Source organism: Bradyrhizobium sp. 27S5, assembly GCF_037217225.1.
Taxonomy (GTDB): Bacteria; Pseudomonadota; Alphaproteobacteria; order Rhizobiales; family Xanthobacteraceae; genus Bradyrhizobium; species Bradyrhizobium septentrionale.
Genome location: NZ_CP147714.1, coordinates 3,220,092 through 3,240,101 on the forward strand (window position 1 = coordinate 3,220,092; position 20,010 = coordinate 3,240,101).

A 20,010-nucleotide genomic window follows, 5' to 3' on the forward strand; every position below is an offset into this window, starting at 1 on the left:
TGGCAGCTAGCCTATTGCCCGCGGCAGGGAGCCCTTTGCCGTAATCTCCGCAGAAATGTCCTCGATTGTCTTGCGCTGTTCCATGGCGGCCTGCCGGATCAGCGCAAAGGCGGCCGGCTCGGCCAGCGCATGCGTGTGCATGACCTGAAGCACGGCGGCGAGCACGATGCGACGGGATCGAAGCCGCTGCTCGAGCTTGAGCACCTGCTGCTTCAACTCGTTGGTGCGCTCGTTCCGTTCGAAGGCCATCACGAGCGCGGCATAGATGCCCGCCGAGCGCAGCGGCTTGACCAGGAACGATACCGGGTCGAGGTCGAGCACCAGCTTCAGCCGGCTCGGCGTCTCAGTGCCGATCAGGGCGATGACCGGGCTCCGCCCAAGCGACGCACGCTGCGCCGGTGAGGTGAGCGGCAGGAACTCGTCGTCGACCAGCGTCACGTCCGGTCGGCAGTCGATCTTGGCGCCGGGCTCCCATGTGACAATCTCGATCCCGAGACGCTCGAACTGGCGCCTGACGATCGAGGCATCGCGCTCGTCCTTGATGGCGACCAGCGCCTTGCGTCCGCGCAGCGAAAATGACGACGGTTTGCTCATTTCACAACCCGCAAATGCGGCGCATTCGGCGACGCTGCATCCCTTGCGGGGCTGGCGGCGACGTCGAGCTGCGTCAGATAAGGATCAGGCTTAACCGGAGCCTCAGCTTCCCAGAAGATGTCAAACTGTCCCTCGGCGTTGGAGACGGCCAGCCGCGGCGTCAGGACGCAGTGGTTGTTGCTATCATCGATCCAGACCGGACCCTGTGGCGAATTGTAGCGATGGCCGGCAGCAGCGCGCCGCACCTCGCCGATATCAGAGGTGCCGGCGCGCTGCAGCGCGCGGGCCAAGAGATAGACCGCGACATAGGCGGATTGTCCGTCCACCGAGGGGCTGCTGTGTTCGCCGTAACGGGCCTTCCAGCGCGCAACGAAAGCCTTGTTCTCGGGCAGGCGAATGCTTTCGAAATAGGCCGATGATGTGATGCATCCGGCCGATGCAGGGCCTGCGATCTTGAGCTCCGGCTCGCACAGGCTGCAGCTCAGCATGGGAATGCTGAGGTTGGCCGCAGTGGTTGCGGCATGAAAGGCACGGATGAAATCATAGCTCGAACTGCCGACCAGCGTGTTGAAGACAACCGGCGGCCGGCGCCGCACGATCTCGTCGACGATGTGCGTGACCGCGCTTTCACCGAGTTCGAGCAGGCGTTCGGCGAGAATGCGACCTCCCGCCGCCGTCACCAGCTCGCGGGTGACGCGATTGGTTTCCCAGGTCCAGACATAGTTGGAGCCGACGCAGAAGATCTCGCGCGACAGATTGTCGAGCACGTAACGCACCAGCGGCAGCACGTTGTGATTGGGCGAGGCGCCGACATAGATGACGTTGTCGGAGCATTCGAAGCCCTCGTAGCGAGCAGGATACCAGAGCAGTCGGTCGGTGCGCTCGACGATCGGAAGCACCTGTTTGCGCGAGGCCGATGTGTAGCAGCCGATGATGTGCTCGACCCCGACATTGCGAATGAGGTCGTCGCAGACCGTATGGTATTCCGCAATCACCCCGCGGGGATCGCGGACATGCGCTGACATCGAGAAATCGAAGCCATCCTGCTCGTTGATCTCGTCGACCGCCATCATCGCGCTCTTGAGGATCTCGCGCCCCATGGCCTGATAGGGCCCGTGCTGCGAGCAGATGATGCCAACTGGTATGGACGGCTTTGTCATCGACGACTTTCACTGAATTCACGAAGCAAACCATCTTCGCAGAGGTCGGGGCAAGAGGTCATGCCGTTTTGCTGCGCATGCACCTCGCGAAATTTGTGCAGCCAGCCTCGTTGACAACGCGCTGCACACTTCCTTAGAATTTTCTCCTACAGGGCTTCCTGTCGAACTTGCGTGCGTCGATTTGGCCGATGACGTCCCGGTCGCCGTGCAGAGTGCTCCGTTCGATCCCGGGCCCGATGCGATAGTTCATAGCCGCGGCATTTGAGCCATTCGTCACCTTCGTTTCGGAGGGGCGGGTGGCTTTTTGCTTTTGCCGCTAAACAAATTGGCGACACGTCCGTGTCGCCAAGCCGGAGGCGCATGCGCGGTGATGGGCAGTGCCTGCGCTTGCGTCATGTCAAGTGCGGGGATGCGAGACGATGACGGAACTTCACTATCTCGGGCTGATTGAGGTCGGGCAGCAAATCCAGGCCAAGAAGCTCTCGCCGGTCGAAGTGACCAAGGCGATGCTCGGGCGGATCGAGCAGCTCGACGGCAAGCTTAAGAGCTACGCCTATGTGATGGCCGATGCGGCGCTTGCGGAAGCGGCGGCGGCCGAAAAGGACATCGCGTCCGGCAAGGTCAAGGGTCCGTTGCACGGCGTACCGATCGCGATCAAGGACCTGTGCTGGGTCAAGGGCGCTCCCGCCGCGCACGGCATGACCATCCATCGTGATTTCCGGCCGAGCGAGGATGCCACGGTGGTCGTGCGTCTGAAGGATGCCGGCGCTGTCATCCTCGGCAAGCTGCAGCAGACCGAGGGCGCCTATGCCGATCATCACCCGAAGATCGATCCGCCGAAGAACCCGTGGAGCGCCGATCTGTGGTCGGGCGCATCCTCGAGCGGTTCCGGCGTCGCCACCGCAGCGGGACTTTGCTTCGGTTCGCTTGGAACCGACACCGGCGGCTCGATCCGCTTTCCCTCCGCCGCCAACGGCATCACGGGGCTGAAGCCGACCTGGGGACGCGTCAGCCGTTACGGCGCCTTCGAACTTGCGGCCACGCTGGATCACATCGGTCCGATGGCGCGCAGCGCGGCCGATTGTGGCGCCATCCTCGCCGTGATCGCCGGCCAGGACCCCAAGGACACCACGTCGGTGCCGCTGGCCGTGCCGGACTATCTCGCTGGTCTCACCGGAGACCTGCGCGGCGTGACGATCGGCGTCGATCGACGCTGGACCAGCGAAGGCACCGACGATGCCGCCGGTAAGGTGCTCGCCGAAGGTCTGCGGGTTGCGGCCGATCTCGGCGCCAAGATCAAGGAGATCACGTTCCCCGATCCCAAGGCCGTGATCGAGGACTGGTTCCCGCTGTGCGGCATCGAAGTGGCTGTGGCGCACGAAGAGACCTATCCGGCGCGCAAGGACGAGTACGGTCCGGGGCTGGCAGGCCTGCTCGATCTCGGCCGGGCGCAATCCGGCATGGACTATCAGAAGATCGTGCTGCGGCGTGAAGCGTTCCGCGGCGCGGTGCGGCTGCTGTTCGAGACCGTCGATCTGATCGCCGTCCCGGCCCAGGCATTCGCGGCGCCGACGCTGGCCAAGATGGCGGCGCTCGGCGAGGACGCGTCGCTGATTGCCGGGCTGCTTCGCTTCACCTGTCCGTTCGACATGACCGGAAGTCCGACTGTGACGCTCCCCGGCGGCTTTGCGCCGAGCGGCGGCCCTGTCGCCTTCCAGTTCGTCGGCCGTCACTTCGACGAGGCAAGTCTCGTCCGCGCAGGCGATGCCTTCCAGCGCGTCACCGACTGGCACAAGCGCCATCCCGCGATCTGAGTTGAGGAGCCGTTGGCATGACCGAAGACTGGTTGAAGAGTTCCATCATGGCAAAGCGGGCCGTCGCCAAGGGCGCGACCGACACGACCCATAGTTTGACGATCGAGCAACAGGGCGGCTTCCATTACGTCTATGGACCCTATGCCAAGCCGACGCTGTCGATCGATCCGGGCGGGGTGGTCGTCGTCGAGACCGAAGACGCCTTTGGCGGCGTGCTCACCAGCGAGACCGACAGCCCGACGGCGAAGCTGAACTTTCCTTACCTGAACCCGCAATGCGGGCCGATCGCGGTCAAGGGCGCCAAAAAGGGCGATTGCCTCGCTGTCTATATCCGCGACGTCGAGACCCGCGGCGCACAGCCGGCAGGCACCACCTGCATCATTCCGGAGTTCGGCGGTCTGGTCGGGACCGCATCCACGGCGTTGCTCAATCCGCCGCTGCCCGAGCGCGTCAAGAAACTGCATGTCGACCGCAACGGGGTGCGCTGGAGCGATAAGATCACGCTGCCCTACGAGCCGTTCATCGGCACCATCGGCGTGTCGCCCGAGATCGAGGCGATCTCCTCGCTGCAGCCCGACTATCACGGCGGCAACATGGACCTGCCCGACGTCGCGCCGGGTGCGATCATTTATTTGCCGGTGCATACCGAGGGCGGGCTGCTCTATGTCGGTGACTGCCACGCCACGCAAGGCGATGGCGAGCTCTCAGGTGTCGCGCTCGAGCAGCGCGCGACCGTCACGCTGCAGGTCGATCTGATCAAGAACTGGAGCTTTGCCTGGCCGCGGCTCGAGACGCGCGACTTCATCATGACGATCGGCAGCGCACGGCCGCTCGAAGATGCGGCGCGTATCGCCTATCGCGAGCTGGTGCGGTGGATGAGTGCGGACTACGGCTTCGAAGAGATCGACGCCTACATGCTGCTCAGCCAGGCCGGCCGCATGCGGCTCGGCAACATGGTCGACCCCAAATACACGATGGGGGCGTCGATCCTGAAGAATTACCTCAAGGCGTGACTTCCAACATTCTTTAAAGAGAGGACATCGCGATGATTTCGGGGCGTGTAGTCGGAATAGCTTTGCTTGGTGCCGTGATGGCGACGGCAGCAATAGGTAGCGCCCGGGCAGCCCAGCCGCCGTTGAAGATCGGCTTGCTGGAGGACGTCTCCGGCGACCTTGCATTCATGGGTATGCCAAAGCTGCACGGATCGCAGCTGGCGGTCGAGGAGATCAACAAGAGCGGCGGCATTCTTGGGCGGCAGATCGAGTTGATCCATCTCGATCCGCAGGGCGACAATGCCCGCTACCAGGAGTTCGGCAGGCGCTTGCTCAATCGCGATAAGGTCGACGTTCTGATCGGCGGTATCACGTCGGCCTCGCGCGAGGCATTGCGTCCGATCGTCGATCGCACCACGACGCCATACTTCTATACCAACCAGTATGAAGGCGGCGTCTGCGATGCCAGCATGATCAGCATGGGCGCGGTGCCGGAGCAGCAGTTCTCGACCCTGATCCCCTGGATGGTCGAGAAGTTCGGCAAGAAAGTCTACGTCATCGCCGCGGACTACAATTTCGGCCAGATCTCCGCGGAGTGGAACCGCAAGATCATGAAGGATCTCGGCGGCGAGGTCGTGGGCGAGGAATTCATTCCGCTCGGCGTGTCGCAGTTCGCGCAGACGATCCAGAACATCCAGAAGGCAAAGCCGGACTGGTTGCTGACGATCAATGTCGGCGCCGCGCAGGACTCGTTCTTCGAGCAGGCGGCTGCCGCCAACCTCAATCTGCCGATGGGGTCTTCGATCAAGGTCATGCTCGGTTTCGAGCACAAGCGGTTCAAGCCGCCAGCGCTCAACAACATGCATGCGACCGCCAACTGGTTCGAGGAGATCGACACCCCCGAAGCCAACGACTTCAAAAAACGCTGGCACGCCAAGTTCCCCGATGAGCTCTACATCAACGACATGGGCTACAACGCCTACAATGCGCTCTACATGTACAAGACGCTGGTCGAGAAGGCGAAGTCGACCAAGCTCGAGGATATGCGCAAGGTGATCGCAACAGGCGATGCCTGCATCGACGCCCCCGAGGGCAAGGTCTGCATCGATCCGAAGAGCCAGCATACGTCGCACCGCATGCGCCTGATCTCGGTCGGGCCCAAGCATGAGGTGACCGTCGAGAAGGACTACGGGACGATCCAGCCGTACTGGTTGGGCGAGATCGGCTGCGATCTCACCAAGAAGAACGACAAGGACCAGTACACGCCGAGTCATCTTCCCAACAAATCGTGACGCGAACGGGCACGATTCTTGCTCGTGTTGTGCATCACGACTTCGAACCGAGCCGGCGCCGCAATGATGCGGCGCCGTGATCACGGAGACCGGAATGTCGGCTGAACTCTTCTCGTTATTCTATCAGTTCGCCGACGTCTTCGCGTTCCTGATCCTGTCGGCGGCGGGGCTTGCCATTGTGTTCGGCATGATGGGCGTCATCAATATGGCGCATGGCGAGTTCATCATGTGCGGCGCCTATGTGACCGTTGGGCTCGTGAATCTCGGCGTACCGCTTCCGATCGCCCAGATCCTGGCCGCGCTGACCGCTGGGATTATCGGCATGATCGTCGAGTTCCTGATCGTCCGGCGCTTCTACAAGCGTCCGCTCGATTCCCTGCTTGCCACCTGGGGCCTCAGCCTGATCGTGACGCAGTCGATGCTGCTGATCGTTGGATCCGCGGTGCGCGGCATCGGCACGCCCGAAGGAAGCTTTGCGATCGGGGGCTACACGTTCTCGACCTACCGTCTTGTGCTGTTCGGTTGTGCAGTGGCGGTGCTGGCCGGCCTCTACATCATCTTCATGAAGACCCGCTTCGGTGTGATCGCGCGCGCGACGATGCAGAACGCGGCCATGGCGAAGGCGCTTGGCGCGCGCACCGGGCGGATCTATTCCATCAGCTTCGGGATCGGCACGGCGCTTGCGGGACTTTGCGGCGCGCTTTACGCGCCGACCATGACGCTGATCCCGACCATGGGCGCGACCTTCGTGGTCGAGAGTTTTGTCACCGTCGTGATCGGCGGCGCCAACGTCTTGCTCGGAACCGCGCCGGCCGCGGTGTTCCTGGCGATGATCAGGATGGCGCTGAATGCGAGTTATGGCCAAATCATCGGGCAGATCGGCATGCTGTTTGCCGTCATCCTGATCATACGTGTCCTGCCTGAGGGACTATCCAGCGTGCTGGTTCGCCGTGGCCGCTAGACGGGAATTTTGGATGTTCAAGCTGCTCGACGGTCCGCAGACGCTCGGACGAGGCAAGATCTTCTGGTCCTGTTTCCTGGCTGTGCTGGCGGGCGCGCTGATCTATCCGTTGTTCGCTGATTCCTATGATGTCGGCAATTTTGCCTACTTCCTGATCTGGATCTTCATGGCGCTCGGCCTCTGCCTGATGTGGGGGTACGGCGGCATGCTGTCGTTCGGCCAGACCTTCTTCTTCGGCATCGCCGGCTACGGCTATGGCGTGCTCGCCATCAACATGGGCGGGGGAACGGCGACGATCGCAGCGCTGGTTCTCTCCGTCCTGATCGCGATGATCGCGGCCGGGATCCTCGGCTATTTCATGATCTGGGGCGGCATTAGCGGGATCTTCTTCGGCATCGTGACGCTGTCGGCGACGCTGGTGCTTGCATTCTTCCTCGGGCAGACGGCCGGACCGGAATGGCATATCGGTCCGGCCCGGCTGAACGGCTTCAACGGCATGAAGGGAATGGACCCGCTCACCGTCCGTGACTTCACCATCGAAGGATCGGCACTCTATTACGTCATGATCGCGCTGATCGTGATCGTCTACATCGCGCTGCGCATGCTGGTGAACTCGAGCATCGGCAACGTGATCGTGGCGACGCGCGAAAATCCGCAGCGCGCCGAGATGCTCGGCTATGACGTCCGCAAGTATCAGCTGCTGACATTCGTGATCGGCAGCGGCCTCGCAGGGCTCAGCGGTGCGCTGTACACGTCCTGGGGCCAGTTCATCACGCCGTCCAGCATCGGCCTGCCGGCGGCGGCGATGCCGATCGTGTGGGTGGCATTCTCCGGACGCAACGATTTGACCGCGACGCTGGTTGGTTCGTTCCTGCTGCTGTTCGGCTTCCAGACCATCACGGTCTACAGTCAGCAGGCGGCGCTGGTGCTGATGGGCGTGCTCCTGCTCGCTACCGTGATGTTGGCGCCGCAGGGATTTGTGCTCGGTATCGGCAAGCTCGTCGTCGATTGGTGGTCCCGCCGTCGGCGACGCGACGATGGCCCCGCGCTGGCGGAGGCCGGCCGTCTGCAATCGGATGAGACCTGAATCATGGCACTGGTCGATGTGAAAGGCATATCCAAGCGGTTCGGTGGATTGACCGCCGTCTCCGACGTCGACCTGACGGTCAATGTCGGCGAGGTGCATTGCCTGATCGGGCCCAACGGGGCCGGGAAGAGCACGCTGTTCAAGCTGATCGTCGGCCTCTACCCGCCGACCGCGGGCAGCATCTTCTTCGACTCCGTCGATATCACCAATGAGCGTCCCTACGCGCGGGTGCAACGCGGCATGAGCATCAAGATGCAGGCGCCGAGCGTGTTCAAGGAACTGCCGGTGCGGCAGAACATCCAGATCGCGCTTCAGGAACGGCTTTCGGGCGCTGAACGCAGCGCCGAGGAGGAGCGGCTGTTGTCGCTGCTCAATCTGGCCGACGACAGCGGCAAGCTCGCGGGGGCGCTGTCGCACGGCCAGCAGCAATGGCTCGAGATCGGCATGGCGCTGGCGTTGCAGCCGCAACTCCTGCTGCTGGACGAGCCGACCGCCGGCATGTCGCCGGAGGAAACCTACAAGACCGGTGAACTGATCAAGTCGTTCAATGCCGAGGGCATGACGGTGCTGGTCGTCGAGCACGACATGGCGTTCGTACGTCAGGTCGCGCAGCGCGTCACTGTTCTGCATCTTGGCAAGATCTTTGCGCGCGGCAGTCTGGAAGCCATCCTGGAAGATGAGAAGGTCGCGGAAATCTATTTGGGTAAGACCCATGCCCACTGATCGCATTCTGGACGTGTCGGGACTTTGGGCGGGCTACGGCGCGACGCCGATCCTGCAGGGTGTCAGCATGTCGGTCTCGCGCGGCGAGATCGTCGGCGTGATCGGCCGCAACGGCGTCGGCAAGTCGACCCTGATGCGGTGCCTGATCGGCCTGCTGCAGACCTGGCGCGGCACCATCACCTTCATGGATCAGGACGTGACGCAGCTCGAGGCAGACGCGCGGGCGCGCGCCGGCTTCGGCTACATCCCGCAGGGCCGCGACGTGTTTCCGCAAATGAGCGTCGAGGAGAATTTGCAGGTCGGCGAGCTGATCGGCGGACCCGACGGCAAGAAGCTGCCGGAACTCGTCTATACGTATTTTCCGCGCCTCAAGGAGCGCCGGCGGCAGATCGCCGGCACCATGTCGGGCGGCGAACAGCAGCAGCTTGCGATCGGCCGCGCGCTGATCGGCAACCCGTCGCTGATGATTCTCGACGAGCCCTCCGAGGGCATCCAGCCGTCGATCGTGCAGCACATTTGCGAGGCGCTGAAATCGTTCCGGGACGAGCTTGGGACGACGATCATCTTCGTCGAGCAGAATCTCGACACCATCCTGGCGATCGCCCAGCGCTGCTACATCATGGAAAAGGGCAAGATCACCCGATCGCTGGCCGGTGAGGAGGTCAACGCGGATACTGTTCGCGCACAACTGCTGCTTTGATACCGCACGTTCGACAATCGATAATAAATGGAGGGAATGAACATGGATCTCGGACTCAAGGGAGCAAAGGTTCTCGTCACCGGCAGCACCAAGGGCATCGGCAGGGCGATCGCCGACACGTTCGCGGCCGAAGGCGCCAATGTTGGAATCTGCGCGCGCAATCAGGGCGACGTCGACGCCGCGGTCACTGCGATCAAGGCCAAGGGCGTTGCCGCGTTCGGCGGTGCCGTCGACGTCTCGAACGGGCCGGCGCTGAAGGCCTGGGTCGCTGACATGGCATCCAGGCTCGGCGGCATCGACGTCGTGGTCGCCAATGTCAGCGCGCTCTCGATCGGCCAGGACGAGGGGAGCTGGGAGAAGGAATTCTCCACCGACATGATGGGGACGGTGCGGCTCGTCAACGCCGCGATGCCGTATCTCGAGAAGAGCGCGGCCGCTGCGATCGTCACCATCTCCAGCGTCTCGGGGCGCGAGGTCGATTTTGCCAGCGGTCCTTACGGGACGTTCAAGGCCGCGATCATTCACTACACGCAGGGCCTCGCCTACCAGCTTGCCGCGAAGGGCATCCGGGCCAATTCGGTGTCGCCGGGCAACACCTATTTCGAGGGCGGCGTCTGGAACATGATCAAGGACGGTAATCCCGAACTGTACAAGACCGCGCTGGCGCTCAACCCGACCGGCCGGATGGGTACGCCGCAGGAGATGGCGAACGCCGCTGTGTTCCTGGCGAGCAAGGCGGCGAGCTTCATCACCGGGACCAACCTCGTCGTCGACGGCGCCTTGACGCGCGGTGTCCAGTTCTAGCCGGGGCCACAACGACATGTCAGCGGATCCATTGCACTACAAATCCATCACCGAGATCTCCGAGCTGTTCCGCAGCAAGGAGGCGAAGCCTTCGGAGGTCACGGAGGCGATCCTGGGCCGGATCGCGAAGCTGGATGGCCAGTTTCATGGCTACGCGCTCGTGCTCGCGGAGCGGGCGATGGCCCAGGCCAAGCAATACGATGCAGAGATCGCCAAGGGCATCTGGCGCGGCCCGCTGCATGGCGTTCCGATCGGGTTGAAGGACCTCTGCTACACGAATTTTGCGCCGACGGCGGCCGGCACGACGATCCACGCCAGGTTCGTGCCGTCCTTCAATGCCACGATCGTGGACCGGCTCGAGCTTGCCGGCGCGGTGACGCTCGGCAAGCTCAAGATGACGGAGGGGGCCTATACCAGCCACCATCCCGCCGACCACCAGGCGCCACTCAATCCGTGGAATGTGGACTATTGGGTCGGTTCTTCGTCGACCGGATCCGGTGTCGCGACGTCGGCCGGCCTCTGCTACGGCTCGATCGGCAGCGATACCGGCGGCTCGATCAGGTTTCCGTCGGCAACCTGCGGGTTGACCGGAATCAAGCCGACCTGGGGCCGCGTCAGCCGGCACGGCATCTTCCCGTTGGCGGATTCGCTCGATCACGTCGGACCGATGTGCCGCAGCGCTGCGGATGCCGGCGCGATGCTCGGCGTCATCGCGGGCGCTGACGTCAACGACCCGACTGCGTTGCGGGCGCCGGTGCCGAACTATCTGGCCGGCGCAGGCGACGGCATAAGGGGCTTGAGGATCGGCGTCGATCGCAGGTACACCCAGGAGGGCATCGATCGGCAGGTCGTGGTCGCCTTGCTGGAAGCCGAGCGCACGCTCGCCGCTCTCGGTGCCGACATCCGTGAGGTGCATTTCCCGCCTTATCAAAGGCTCGTCAGCCAGTGGATCCCGATGTGCTCGGTGGAGACGGCTGAGGCGCATCTGGACACCTACCCGTCGCGGAAGTCGGAATACGGACCGGATCTCGCCCAGGTCATCGAGCAGGGCAGGTCGGTGAGTGGCGTCGATATTGCCGCGATCCATCACGAACGGCTCAAGTTCAGCGGCAGCCTCGCTGCGATGTTCGAGGATATCGATCTGCTGCTGATCCCGACGATGCCGGTGCCGATCCCGACGCTCACCAAGATGAGCGAATACGGCGCCGATCCCACGGTGTTGTTGAGCATCCTGCGTTTCACCGCGGTGTTCGACTTCTCGGGCAGCCCGACCATCACGCTGCCGATGGGCATGGCGTCGGACAAGATGCCGCTCAGCATGCAGCTGGTCGGTCCGCATCTCTCCGAAGATTTGCTGGTCCGCGCCGGTTGCGCGTTCCAGTCGGTGACGGATTGGCACACGCGGCGGCCGCCCGTCGAATAAAGCGCCGTCAACCGGTCTTGTCGACGTTCCAGAACAGCGGCACCGGCGCGCGGACGATGTCCTTCAGCGCCTTCCGCGTCGCGGCCGGCTGATTGTATTGCCCGGTGGGCACGTGGGTGACCACCTCATAGGCGCGCGCCTGGATCTTGTCGGCGAGCGCCTTCTGGTCGGATGGCGCCGCGGTGCGGGCAAAGCCGTCGCGCAGCCGCTCGAGCTCGGCGTCCTCGACCCAGCCGAAGAAGCCGCCGTTCTTGCCCTTGCCGTTGACGCAGGCGTTGCCGATCGGATTGATCAAATCGGCGCTGGCCCAGGTCGAGTGGTAGAGCGACCAGCCGCCCTCGGCCGGCATCGACTGCTTGGCGCGCCGCGCCACCACCGACCCCCAGTCCATCGCGAGCAGGTTGACGTTCATGCCGATCGCGCGCAGCGCTTCGGCGGTGACGGTGCCGAGCGCCGTGATGATCGGCGCGTCGGTCGCGTGCAGGATCGTGATCGGCTCGCCCTTGTAGCCGCCTTGCTTCAGCAGCTCCTTCGCCTTGGCCGTATCGGCTTTGGTCGACCAGCCGACCGCGCTTTCGAACGGCGTGCCGGCGATGAAGATCGCGGGCGTGATCTTGTAATAGTCGGGATTGCCGATCTGGGTGTCGAGCCAGTCCTTCTGGTTCACGGCGTGCAGCACGGCCTGGCGGATCTCCGGCCGGTCGAACGGCGGCACCAGCCAGTTCATCCGGCACATGCCGGAAAATCCAAGCGTATTGTAATCGGTCAGCTCGACATTCGCGGCGCGCGCCAGCATCGCATGATGGTCGTGCGGCGGCACTTCGAAATAGTCGATCTCGTCGTTCATCAGCGCGTTGGTCGCGATCTGGAAATCCGGCACGCTGATCCATTCGTAGCGGCCGATTTTCACGACCTTGCCGCCGCCGGTCCCGTCGGATGGCTCGTCGCGCGAAATGTAGTCGGGATTCTTCTCGTAAGCGGCCTTGACGCCGGGCTGGAATTCCGCCGTCACGAAGCGGAATGGCCCGGAGCCGAGATGATCCGTGATGGCCTGGTCGGCGGGTGTCGCGGCAATCCGCGCCGGCACGATGAAGGGCACGTTGGCGGTCGGCTTGCCGAGCGCCGCCAGCACGAAGCCGCACGGCTCCTTCAGCACCATGCGGAAGGTGCGCTCGTCGACCGGTTTCAGCTCGACGACGAACTCGAACAGTTTCTGGCCCATCGTGTCGCGTTTGGCCCAGCGCTGCAGCGAGGGGATCACGTCGGCCGACGTCACCGCGCTGCCGTCATGGAATTTGAGGCCGGGGCGCAGACGGAACGTGTAAGTCAGATTGTCGGCCGAGACCTCCCAGGCCTCGACCATCTGCGGCTCGATCTCGAGTTTCGAATTGGTCGAGAACAGCGTGTCATAGATCATGTAGCCATGGTTGCGCGCCGTCCACGCCGTCGTCATGATCGGGTCGGTGGCGCGCAGCGGTGCATGCATCACCGCAGTGATGGTTTTCGAGCTGGCCCGCGCGATGCGCGGCATCGCAACGCCCAGGCTCGCGCCGGCGCCGATCTGCAGGAGGGTGCGCCGGTTGATCGATGGTCCCATGATGTCCCCCTGTCGCAAACCTGTCAGGCCTGGCCGCTGAGCCTGGCCGCGATCGCGCGGTAGCCGCGCATCCACATGTGATCGAGATCGAGATCCATCGGCAGCGGCTGCGAGGAGACGCGCGCGATCACGGTTTCATTGACCGGATCGATGTAGATCCACTGGCCATGAATGCCGACTGCGGCAAACGGGGCTTCGCGCCGGTCGAGCGTGTACCACTTGTTGCGGTAGTTGCCGTTTGGAAACACCTTCGTCAGGTCGCCGCGCGACCACGCCTCGGCATTGCCGTTGTGCCTGATGTCGTCGATCCACCATCCCGGCACGACCTGTCGGCCGTTGCTGATGCCGTGATTGCGCATCATCTCGCCGAAACGGGCGAGGTCGCGCAATGTCGCGCAGACGCCGCCGGCGACGCGGGCCGCACCGCGGGAATCGACCGTGATGTAGGCGTCGTGCTCGGCGCCCATCGGCTGCCACAGATAGTGGGAGAGGATTTTCGCATAGGACATGCCGCAGGCGCGCTCGTAGACCCAGCCCAGCACGTCGGTGTTGGTCGAGACGTAGTGGAAGGTCTGGCCATGCGGCGCGCCGTTCGGCCGCAGCGTGCGCAGGTAGTCGCGCAGATTGCTCGGCGGAATGGCTGGATCCGGTGGCTCCCAGCCGGTCGAGCGGCGGTAGTTGATGACGTCGCCGTCGCGCGCCATGTAATCCTCGTCGAAGCAGATGCCGACGCTCATGTCGAGCAGATGCCGCACCGTGCAGCCGTCGCCATAGACCGATCCCTCCATCTCCGGGATGTAGCGCGTCACCGGCGCGTCGGGGTCGAGCTTGCCGCGATCGGCCAGGATGCCGCCAAGTGTGCCGGCGACCGACTTGCTGACCGAGAAGATCAAATGCGGGGTGCCCGGTGTCAGGCCGTGGGCATACCATTCGAACGCGATCTCGCCGCGATGCGACACCACGATGCCGTCGGTGTGGCTCGCGCGCAATGCCTGGCCGACGCCGACCGCCTCGCCGCGCGGGTTTGCGAAGCTGACGTCGTCGAGATAGCGCGGCGCAAAGGACAGCGGCGCCGGCACTGAGGCGCGCGCGATGTTTGCGGTGGGCAAGAGCTCGCGCACGTTGCGGAACGCCCATTCGCTGTAGGGATGCTGACGCCAATTGGCCAGCGTGACTTGTTCGTCGGCCGCCGGAGGGAAGGCGGCCATGATGCGACGCGAATTCATTGTTGATCCAGCAATGCCATTGGAAGTTTCACGAAAGTTCCGCATGCGCCGCGCCGCTCGCAATCAACCGGATGGTGGAGGTGGCCGCCGGGTTACCCCGGTGTAACCGTTTCAAGGATGTGCGTGGCGCGGGCTTGGCCCGCAAATTGCTTGACTAAGCCCTGCGTCTGTCCCAGCGTGCCGAGCATGCGACGCGCAGACGTCCGCCATCGGGAAACATCGGGAGGTAGGTCATGATCGCGCTTCTGGGCCGACCGGATCCGGCGACCACGCAGGCCATTCAGTTCGCGCGCGGCATTCTCGAGGGGTCCGCGACCGCGTTCTACGAGGTCGACGGCAACCTCACCCTCAACCGCTTCGTGCTCAGCAGCAACGTGCCGCCGAGCTTCCACGATCAGTATCTTGCCGGCATGAACCGGCTCGATCCGCTGCATCCGCGCTCGGCGAGCAACCGGCCGATTGCGCGGCTGAGCACAGCCCTCGATCAATGCGCGACCCAGGAGGCGGCGACCTACCGCGCCTTCGCCGGCCAATGCGGCGTCGCCGACATGATCGAGTTCTTCTTCCGCCGCAACGACCGGATCGTGGCCGGAATGAGCGTGCTCTGGGCGCCGGGCTGCGCGATTCCGGACGGCAGCATGCACATCGCCGAGAAGATCCACGACTATCTCGAGTTCAACCTGACCAGCCGCCTGTCGTCCAATGCCGACGAGCCGCCGCGCTACGGACTGACCTCGCGCGAGATGGAGGTCGTCGAGCTGCTGTGCTGCGGCCGAACCAATCGCGAGATCGGCGAGTGCCTGAGCATCGGTCTCGCGACGGTGAAGACGCATTTGATCCATATCTTCGAGAAGCTCGGCGTCGAGACCCGCTCGGCGGTTGTCGCGCTGATGTCGCGGCCGCATTAGGCCGCGGGCGCTGTGATTCAACTGCCAAACAGCTAGTTCGGTGTCATCACCCGCGCAAGCGGGTGATCCAGTATTCCAGAGACGCCGGTGCTTGAGCCGAGAGGCCGCGGCGTACTGGATCGCCCGCTCGAGCCGGGCGATGACAGTGTGGGTGGGGACACAGCTTCGCATTCTCGCGACATGAATCGTCCGAGCTTTGCTTCTCGTTCCGCCCTCCTCTCGCAGAGGGCGCAGGGAAAGCCGGGTGCCGATCGCACCCATGGGCCCCGAGCAAAGGGTAGAAAGCTCGGGGGTAGGACCACAGGTGTAACCAGGAACTCCGGCTTTCCCTGCGCGATGGGTTACGGCTTACTTCGTGCTCTCCCCGGCGAGACTGGGCTTGTTTGTCACCGCCTTCGCAGAAACGCATTCGCGTTTCGCAAGGGGACACCGGCCGCTAGGGCGTCAGGACCACACGACTTCACCGTCCGCCTCAATCACGCTTCGTCCGTCGTGATCTCAGCGTCCACCGCATCCCACACCGCGTTCGTGACGACCGCGAAGCGCCCCTCGATCGGGTGAGACGGGCGAACCATACACTGAGTTGCAATTCCGATAAACCGAAATATTTTTGCTGCGAGGGCTTGACGCGTTTTGCTGAGTTGCCCGTCGGGTTGTTTTGTCGCACGCGGCAAGCGCGCAGCCGCAGGCCGGCCTCGTCCGCGTCACCCGATCCACCGTACGGTTGATTGCTGCACCCGCCCGCGCAGGCCGAAAGTTCCCCAAGGACCGGTGTCGTTTTCGACAATGTTGGCGAGCGGCTGCCGCTCGCAACATCAGAGGATCCGACATGCGTGATTTCATGGCCATCGGTCGCTCGGTGGCGGTTGCCGAGCGTGGCATGGCCGCAACCTCGCACCCGCAGGCGACGCTCGCCGCGGTCGAGATGCTGAAGGCCGGTGGCAACGCGGTCGATGCCGCGGTCGCGGCGGTCGCGGTGCAGGGCGTGGTCGAGCCGCAGATGACCGGGATCGGCGGCGATTGCTTTGCGCTGGTTTCGCCGAGGGCCGGCGAGCCGATCGCGCTGAACGGCTCGGGCCGCACGCCTGAAGGCACCGATGCAGAGAAATTTGCCGCGAGCGGCGCGCGCGACATTCCGCCGACCGCGCCTGAAGCGGTGACCGTACCCGGCGCGATCGATGCGTGGTGCAGGCTGGTCGCCGACCACGGCAGCAGGTCGCTGGAAGAAATCTTCCGGCCGGCGATCACAGCCGCCGAGCAAGGCTTTTGTGTCACGCCGCGCGTCGCCGAGGACTGGCGCCGCTTTCGGGCCCGGATCGAGATCGACGCCAATGCGGCGGCGCAGTTCCTCCCGGGTGGCAAGGCGCCAGATGTTGGCGACATCCGTACGCAACCGGCGCTCGGCCTTACCCTGCGCCAGATCGCGCAACACGGGCGCGACGCCTTTTACGCCGGCGAGGCCGCCGACGAGATGGCCGGCATCTTGCGCGGGCTGGGCGGGGCCCACAGCACTAAGGATTTTGCCGCACAGACCTCGGACTATGTGCGCCCGATCTCGGCGCGCTATCATGACCATGACGTGGTCGAGTGTCCGCCGAACGGGCAGGGGCTCGCGGCGCTGATGATCCTGCGGACGCTCGCGGGCTTCGACGTCGCAGCGCTCGCGCAGGCCGATCGCATCCATCTGCTCGCCGAAGCGACCAAGGCCGCCTACCGGGCGCGCGACGCCTTCTTCTGCGATCCCGCCGTCAGCAACGTCGATCCGGCCGCATTTCTTGCCGATGACTATATCGAGACGATCCGCAGCAAGATCGACATGAAGCGGGCCTCCACACCTGCCGCCTGGGATGATATCGAGCACCGCGACACCGTCTATGTCACCGTGGTCGACCGCGACCTCAATGCCGTCTCGCTGATCAACTCGCTGTTCTATCCGTTCGGCAGCGGCATCTACGCGCCGAAGTCGGGCGTCCTGCTGCACAACCGCGGCTGGAGCTTCCGCGCCAGGCCCGGGCATCCGAATTCGCTCGGGCCGCGCAAGCGGCCGATGCACACGATCATCCCCGGCCTCCTCCGCAAGGACGGCAAGACCGTGATGTCGTTCGGCGTGATGGGCGGGCACTACCAGGCGGCGGGTCATGCCAATCTGCTCTCGAACATTTTTGACATGAAGATGGACATCCAGGCGGCGGCCGAGGCGCCGCGCACCTTTGCCTTCGATGGCGTGCTGTCGCTGGAGACGACGATATCGCCCGCGATCCGCGACGAGCTGCGCGCCCGCGGCCACGATGCGCGCTTCTCCGAGGAGCCGATCGGCGGCTGCCAGGCGATCCGCATCGACCATGCGCGCGGGGTGCTGTTTGGTGCCTCCGATCACCGCAAGGACGGTCTGGCGCTGGGCTTCTGACCAGGTTCGGCCGTGGCCGTGAATTATTTCTGGAAAGATATTAATCGTCCATCCAAGGGTTGATTGTAGCTGCACCCCGCGTTCGCCGAAGCTCGGCGTCGGGGAGCGCTTCATGGCAGCGATTTCCGAAGCAGAGTCTGGCAGGGTGATCGGCGTGTCGGTGGGGGAGTCCGCCGACGCGGCGGAGCATGCCGGCCGGTTCGGTGGCTGGAAGTTGCGCATGGATCAGGTGTCGTCGGGACGGTTCGCCGGACGTCTGGTGAGGATCCGGCTCGAGAGCCTTGAGATCGTCAGGGAGACCACGACGCAAGCGCTGATCAAGCAAGGTAAGGCGTGGCCGGATGCTCTGGTGTTCAGCCTGCCGCTGGCGGCGTCAAGCGACGGACATTTCAACGGCCGCTCCTTGGCGTTTCCCGATGTATTGCTCAACGATGGCGTCGATCTGCCGCCGCTGGTGACGCCGACCCTGCTGGACGTCGTATCGATTGCGATCGCGCGCGATCATCTTGCGTCATCGCTGGACGCGCTCGGCGAGACGCAGTCCGCGGACCTCGTTTCCGGCTATCGGCAACCGCACCATTCATTCGGTGGGCCGGGATTGCCGGCGCTCCAACAGGGTTTTCGCGAAATCTGCGATCCAGGTCATCAGCTTGAGACGACGATCGGGTTTTGTCGCACGCGCGCATCACTCCAGGATATGGTGGTCGGCGCGCTCGCCGAAATCCTGTCGAAGACGTCGCGGGCCGAGGTCAGGGCGGCGACCGCCCAAAAGAGACTGGTCGATCGCGTCAGCGACTACATGTTCGCGCATGTCGACGATCCGCCCAACATCGCCGATTTGTGCCGCATCGCCGGTGTAAGCCGCAGGACGTTGCAGGCCTGCTTTCGGGATGCGCTCGGTCTCACGCCGTCGCAATATCTGCGGACGCTGCGGCTGAACGCCGTGCGCCGCGAGTTGCGTGCGCTTGCTGCGGCGGGCCGGCCGATCTCGATCGGCGATGTGGCGGCGCGGTGGGGTTTCTGGCACTGGAGCCGCTTCACCGAAAACTATCGGCTGCTGTTTGGCGAATTGCCCTCGCGCACCGTTCAGAACGTGCTTTCCGCCCCACGCTAGGACTTTTTCATTGCCACTTCGGCGGGCCTGCCGATTCCGGATAACGCATGCCGGAGATGCTTTCCTAGGCTTGCCCGGATTTGCAGCGCCGCGTCGCGGCGCAGCGATATCGGGGACGGAGGGGCAACATGAACTTCAACGGACGACTTACGGCCGCGGCGCTTGCCGTGACAGCGGCGAGCATGACATCAGCCAACGCATTCGAGTTCGGTTACGCGGGTTGGGCGCAGAAGCCGGGCATCACACTCGGCGGCGGAACGGCCGGCGCGCCGCCGCCCGGGCTTTATAGCTTCAATCAGGTCTTCACCTATCAATCGAACATTGTCGGGCCGGGCGCGCCGAATATCGGTGGGGCGGCGACGCCGGTGCATGCGGCGGTCGAGGCGTCGGGCTTGCTGTGGGTGCCAGGCTGGACGTTCCTCGGTGCAACCTACGATGCGGTCATCGTGCAGCCCTGGATCATGGCCGACGTCGGCTCGCCGGTGAACATCCAGCAGGCCGGCATGCACAACACCTACATTGTGCCGGCCGAACTGAGCTGGAAGCTCGGCGATAGCGGCTTCTTCATCAAGACGGGACTCGGCATCTATGTGCCGAATGGCTCGATCAGCGGGCCGGCCGGCTTGAGCAACGTCGGCAATCCCTGGTGGACGTTTCAGCCCGAGTTCGTGGTGTCCTACCTGAAGGATGGCTGGAATCTGACGGCGAACCTGTTTCAGGAGATCAATACCAGCAATTCGATCACCGGTTATCGCTCCGGCGACGTCCTCCACGCCGAGTTCACGGCCACCAAGACGATCGGCAACTGGACCGTCGGTCCCATCGCCTATTACGCCGGGCAGGTGACCAACGACACGTCGAGCGCGTTCTATAACGGCGCGATCAACGTCAACCGGTATAACATCTGGGCCGGCGGCGGCCTCGTTGGCTACAATTTCGGACCGGCAGCGCTGACCGTCTGGGCAACGCACGAGTTCTCCTCGAACGCCTCCGGCGGCACCGCCGGCCCGCCCGGAATTGATACGGCGTCGATCACCAAGGGCAACTCGGTGTTCGCCAATCTGAGCTTCCGTCTCTGGGCACCGGATGCCCCGGAGGGGCCGCCGAAGCGGCCGATGTTCACCAAGTAGCGAAAGCGCCGACGTATCCCGCCAGGCAGATCAAAAGGAGCCGCGTTGATCGCGCGGCTCCCCGATGGCTGCCCGTTT

At 64.0% G+C, this 20,010-nt stretch carries 17 protein-coding genes; 13 read left to right on the forward strand and 4 right to left on the reverse strand.

Annotated features, from left to right (window positions below; translation table 11 throughout):
* Nucleotides 1-6: 6 nt before the first annotated feature.
* Nucleotides 7-594 carry an ANTAR domain-containing response regulator gene (locus WDM24_RS14930; RefSeq protein WP_338699032.1) on the reverse strand — a complete coding sequence of 196 codons (588 nt, stop codon included), beginning with the start codon at nt 592-594 and terminating at the stop codon, nt 7-9.
* On the reverse strand, nt 591-1,754 hold the full coding sequence (locus tag WDM24_RS14935) for a transporter substrate-binding domain-containing protein (protein WP_029080616.1): 1,164 nt from the start codon (nt 1,752-1,754) through the stop codon (nt 591-593). The genes WDM24_RS14930 and WDM24_RS14935 overlap by 4 nt, the downstream gene beginning before the upstream one ends.
* Nucleotides 1,755-2,173: 419 nt before the next feature.
* Here WDM24_RS14935 and WDM24_RS14940 point away from each other — a divergent pair, with 419 nt between their 5' ends.
* The 9 genes from WDM24_RS14940 (at nt 2,174) to WDM24_RS14980 (ending at nt 11,550) form a co-directional block, all read left to right on the forward strand.
* Nucleotides 2,174-3,568, forward strand: a complete 1,395-nt coding sequence (locus WDM24_RS14940; RefSeq protein ID WP_338699035.1) for an amidase — start codon at nt 2,174-2,176, stop codon at nt 3,566-3,568.
* A gap of 17 nt (nt 3,569-3,585) precedes the next feature.
* Nucleotides 3,586-4,581 carry an acetamidase/formamidase family protein gene (locus WDM24_RS14945; RefSeq protein ID WP_338699037.1) on the forward strand — a complete coding sequence of 332 codons (996 nt, stop codon included), beginning with the start codon at nt 3,586-3,588 and terminating at the stop codon, nt 4,579-4,581.
* A 77-nt stretch (nt 4,582-4,658) separates the two neighbouring features.
* Nucleotides 4,659-5,852, forward strand: coding sequence for an urea ABC transporter substrate-binding protein (locus tag WDM24_RS14950; protein WP_338699039.1), 1,194 nt, complete (start codon nt 4,659-4,661; stop codon nt 5,850-5,852).
* Nucleotides 5,853-5,946: 94 nt separating this feature from the next.
* The gene (locus WDM24_RS14955; protein ID WP_166203989.1) at nt 5,947-6,813 is read left to right on the forward strand and encodes an ABC transporter permease subunit; all 867 of its coding nucleotides are present in this window, start codon (nt 5,947-5,949) and stop codon (nt 6,811-6,813) included.
* Nucleotides 6,814-6,826: 13 nt separating this feature from the next.
* Nucleotides 6,827-7,900 (forward strand): branched-chain amino acid ABC transporter permease, encoded by a 1,074-nt coding sequence (locus tag WDM24_RS14960; protein ID WP_338699044.1) that lies wholly within the window; start codon nt 6,827-6,829, stop codon nt 7,898-7,900.
* Between the two features lie 3 nt (nt 7,901-7,903).
* Entirely contained in the window at nt 7,904-8,623 is a 720-nt protein-coding gene (locus WDM24_RS14965) for an ABC transporter ATP-binding protein (RefSeq protein WP_338699046.1), read from the forward strand.
* Nucleotides 8,613-9,323: an ABC transporter ATP-binding protein gene (locus WDM24_RS14970; RefSeq protein WP_338831718.1), complete on the forward strand. Its 711-nt coding sequence runs from the start codon at nt 8,613-8,615 to the stop codon at nt 9,321-9,323. The genes WDM24_RS14965 and WDM24_RS14970 overlap by 11 nt, the downstream gene beginning before the upstream one ends.
* A gap of 42 nt (nt 9,324-9,365) precedes the next feature.
* Complete coding sequence (locus tag WDM24_RS14975; RefSeq protein ID WP_338831719.1) at nt 9,366-10,127, forward strand: SDR family NAD(P)-dependent oxidoreductase; 762 nt, start codon at nt 9,366-9,368, stop codon at nt 10,125-10,127.
* A 16-nt stretch (nt 10,128-10,143) separates the two neighbouring features.
* Entirely contained in the window at nt 10,144-11,550 is a 1,407-nt protein-coding gene (locus tag WDM24_RS14980) for an amidase (RefSeq protein ID WP_338699052.1), read from the forward strand.
* Nucleotides 11,551-11,557: 7 nt separating this feature from the next.
* Here WDM24_RS14980 and WDM24_RS14985 read toward each other — a convergent pair whose 3' ends face one another.
* Together WDM24_RS14985 and WDM24_RS14990 are read right to left on the reverse strand one after the other, a co-directional pair.
* Nucleotides 11,558-13,147, reverse strand: a complete 1,590-nt coding sequence (locus WDM24_RS14985; protein WP_338699054.1) for an ABC transporter substrate-binding protein — start codon at nt 13,145-13,147, stop codon at nt 11,558-11,560.
* A 23-nt stretch (nt 13,148-13,170) separates the two neighbouring features.
* Nucleotides 13,171-14,373: a serine hydrolase gene (locus WDM24_RS14990; protein ID WP_338699056.1), complete on the reverse strand. Its 1,203-nt coding sequence runs from the start codon at nt 14,371-14,373 to the stop codon at nt 13,171-13,173.
* 233 nt (nt 14,374-14,606) lie between these two features.
* Between WDM24_RS14990 and WDM24_RS14995 the strand changes: the two genes are divergently transcribed.
* The 4 genes from WDM24_RS14995 to WDM24_RS15010 all read left to right on the forward strand — a co-directional run bounded on the left by WDM24_RS14995 (nt 14,607) and on the right by WDM24_RS15010 (nt 19,932).
* Nucleotides 14,607-15,281: a helix-turn-helix transcriptional regulator gene (locus WDM24_RS14995; RefSeq protein ID WP_338699058.1), complete on the forward strand. Its 675-nt coding sequence runs from the start codon at nt 14,607-14,609 to the stop codon at nt 15,279-15,281.
* 829 nt (nt 15,282-16,110) lie between these two features.
* Nucleotides 16,111-17,688 (forward strand): gamma-glutamyltransferase family protein, encoded by a 1,578-nt coding sequence (locus WDM24_RS15000; protein ID WP_338831720.1) that lies wholly within the window; start codon nt 16,111-16,113, stop codon nt 17,686-17,688.
* 112 nt (nt 17,689-17,800) lie between these two features.
* Complete coding sequence (locus WDM24_RS15005; RefSeq protein WP_338699062.1) at nt 17,801-18,802, forward strand: helix-turn-helix domain-containing protein; 1,002 nt, start codon at nt 17,801-17,803, stop codon at nt 18,800-18,802.
* A 128-nt stretch (nt 18,803-18,930) separates the two neighbouring features.
* On the forward strand, nt 18,931-19,932 hold the full coding sequence (locus WDM24_RS15010; protein ID WP_338831721.1) for a SphA family protein: 1,002 nt from the start codon (nt 18,931-18,933) through the stop codon (nt 19,930-19,932).
* Nucleotides 19,933-20,010 lie beyond the last annotated feature (78 nt).

Bases quoted from the DNA above. Each gene is read 5' to 3' on its own strand.
- WDM24_RS14930 (WP_338699032.1), bottom strand. From the start codon at position 594: ATGAGCAAACCGTCGTCATTTTCGCTGCGCGGACGCAAGGCGCTGGTC.
- WDM24_RS14935 (WP_029080616.1), bottom strand. From the start codon at position 1,754: ATGACAAAGCCGTCCATACCAGTTGGCATCATCTGCTCGCAGCACGGG.
- WDM24_RS14940 (WP_338699035.1), top strand. From the start codon at position 2,174: ATGACGGAACTTCACTATCTCGGGCTGATTGAGGTCGGGCAGCAAATC.
- WDM24_RS14945 (WP_338699037.1), top strand. From the start codon at position 3,586: ATGACCGAAGACTGGTTGAAGAGTTCCATCATGGCAAAGCGGGCCGTC.
- WDM24_RS14950 (WP_338699039.1), top strand. From the start codon at position 4,659: ATGGCGACGGCAGCAATAGGTAGCGCCCGGGCAGCCCAGCCGCCGTTG.
- WDM24_RS14955 (WP_166203989.1), top strand. From the start codon at position 5,947: ATGTCGGCTGAACTCTTCTCGTTATTCTATCAGTTCGCCGACGTCTTC.
- WDM24_RS14960 (WP_338699044.1), top strand. From the start codon at position 6,827: ATGTTCAAGCTGCTCGACGGTCCGCAGACGCTCGGACGAGGCAAGATC.
- WDM24_RS14965 (WP_338699046.1), top strand. From the start codon at position 7,904: ATGGCACTGGTCGATGTGAAAGGCATATCCAAGCGGTTCGGTGGATTG.
- WDM24_RS14970 (WP_338831718.1), top strand. From the start codon at position 8,613: ATGCCCACTGATCGCATTCTGGACGTGTCGGGACTTTGGGCGGGCTAC.
- WDM24_RS14975 (WP_338831719.1), top strand. From the start codon at position 9,366: ATGGATCTCGGACTCAAGGGAGCAAAGGTTCTCGTCACCGGCAGCACC.
- WDM24_RS14980 (WP_338699052.1), top strand. From the start codon at position 10,144: ATGTCAGCGGATCCATTGCACTACAAATCCATCACCGAGATCTCCGAG.
- WDM24_RS14985 (WP_338699054.1), bottom strand. From the start codon at position 13,147: ATGGGACCATCGATCAACCGGCGCACCCTCCTGCAGATCGGCGCCGGC.
- WDM24_RS14990 (WP_338699056.1), bottom strand. From the start codon at position 14,373: ATGAATTCGCGTCGCATCATGGCCGCCTTCCCTCCGGCGGCCGACGAA.
- WDM24_RS14995 (WP_338699058.1), top strand. From the start codon at position 14,607: ATGATCGCGCTTCTGGGCCGACCGGATCCGGCGACCACGCAGGCCATT.
- WDM24_RS15000 (WP_338831720.1), top strand. From the start codon at position 16,111: ATGCGTGATTTCATGGCCATCGGTCGCTCGGTGGCGGTTGCCGAGCGT.
- WDM24_RS15005 (WP_338699062.1), top strand. From the start codon at position 17,801: ATGGCAGCGATTTCCGAAGCAGAGTCTGGCAGGGTGATCGGCGTGTCG.
- WDM24_RS15010 (WP_338831721.1), top strand. From the start codon at position 18,931: ATGAACTTCAACGGACGACTTACGGCCGCGGCGCTTGCCGTGACAGCG.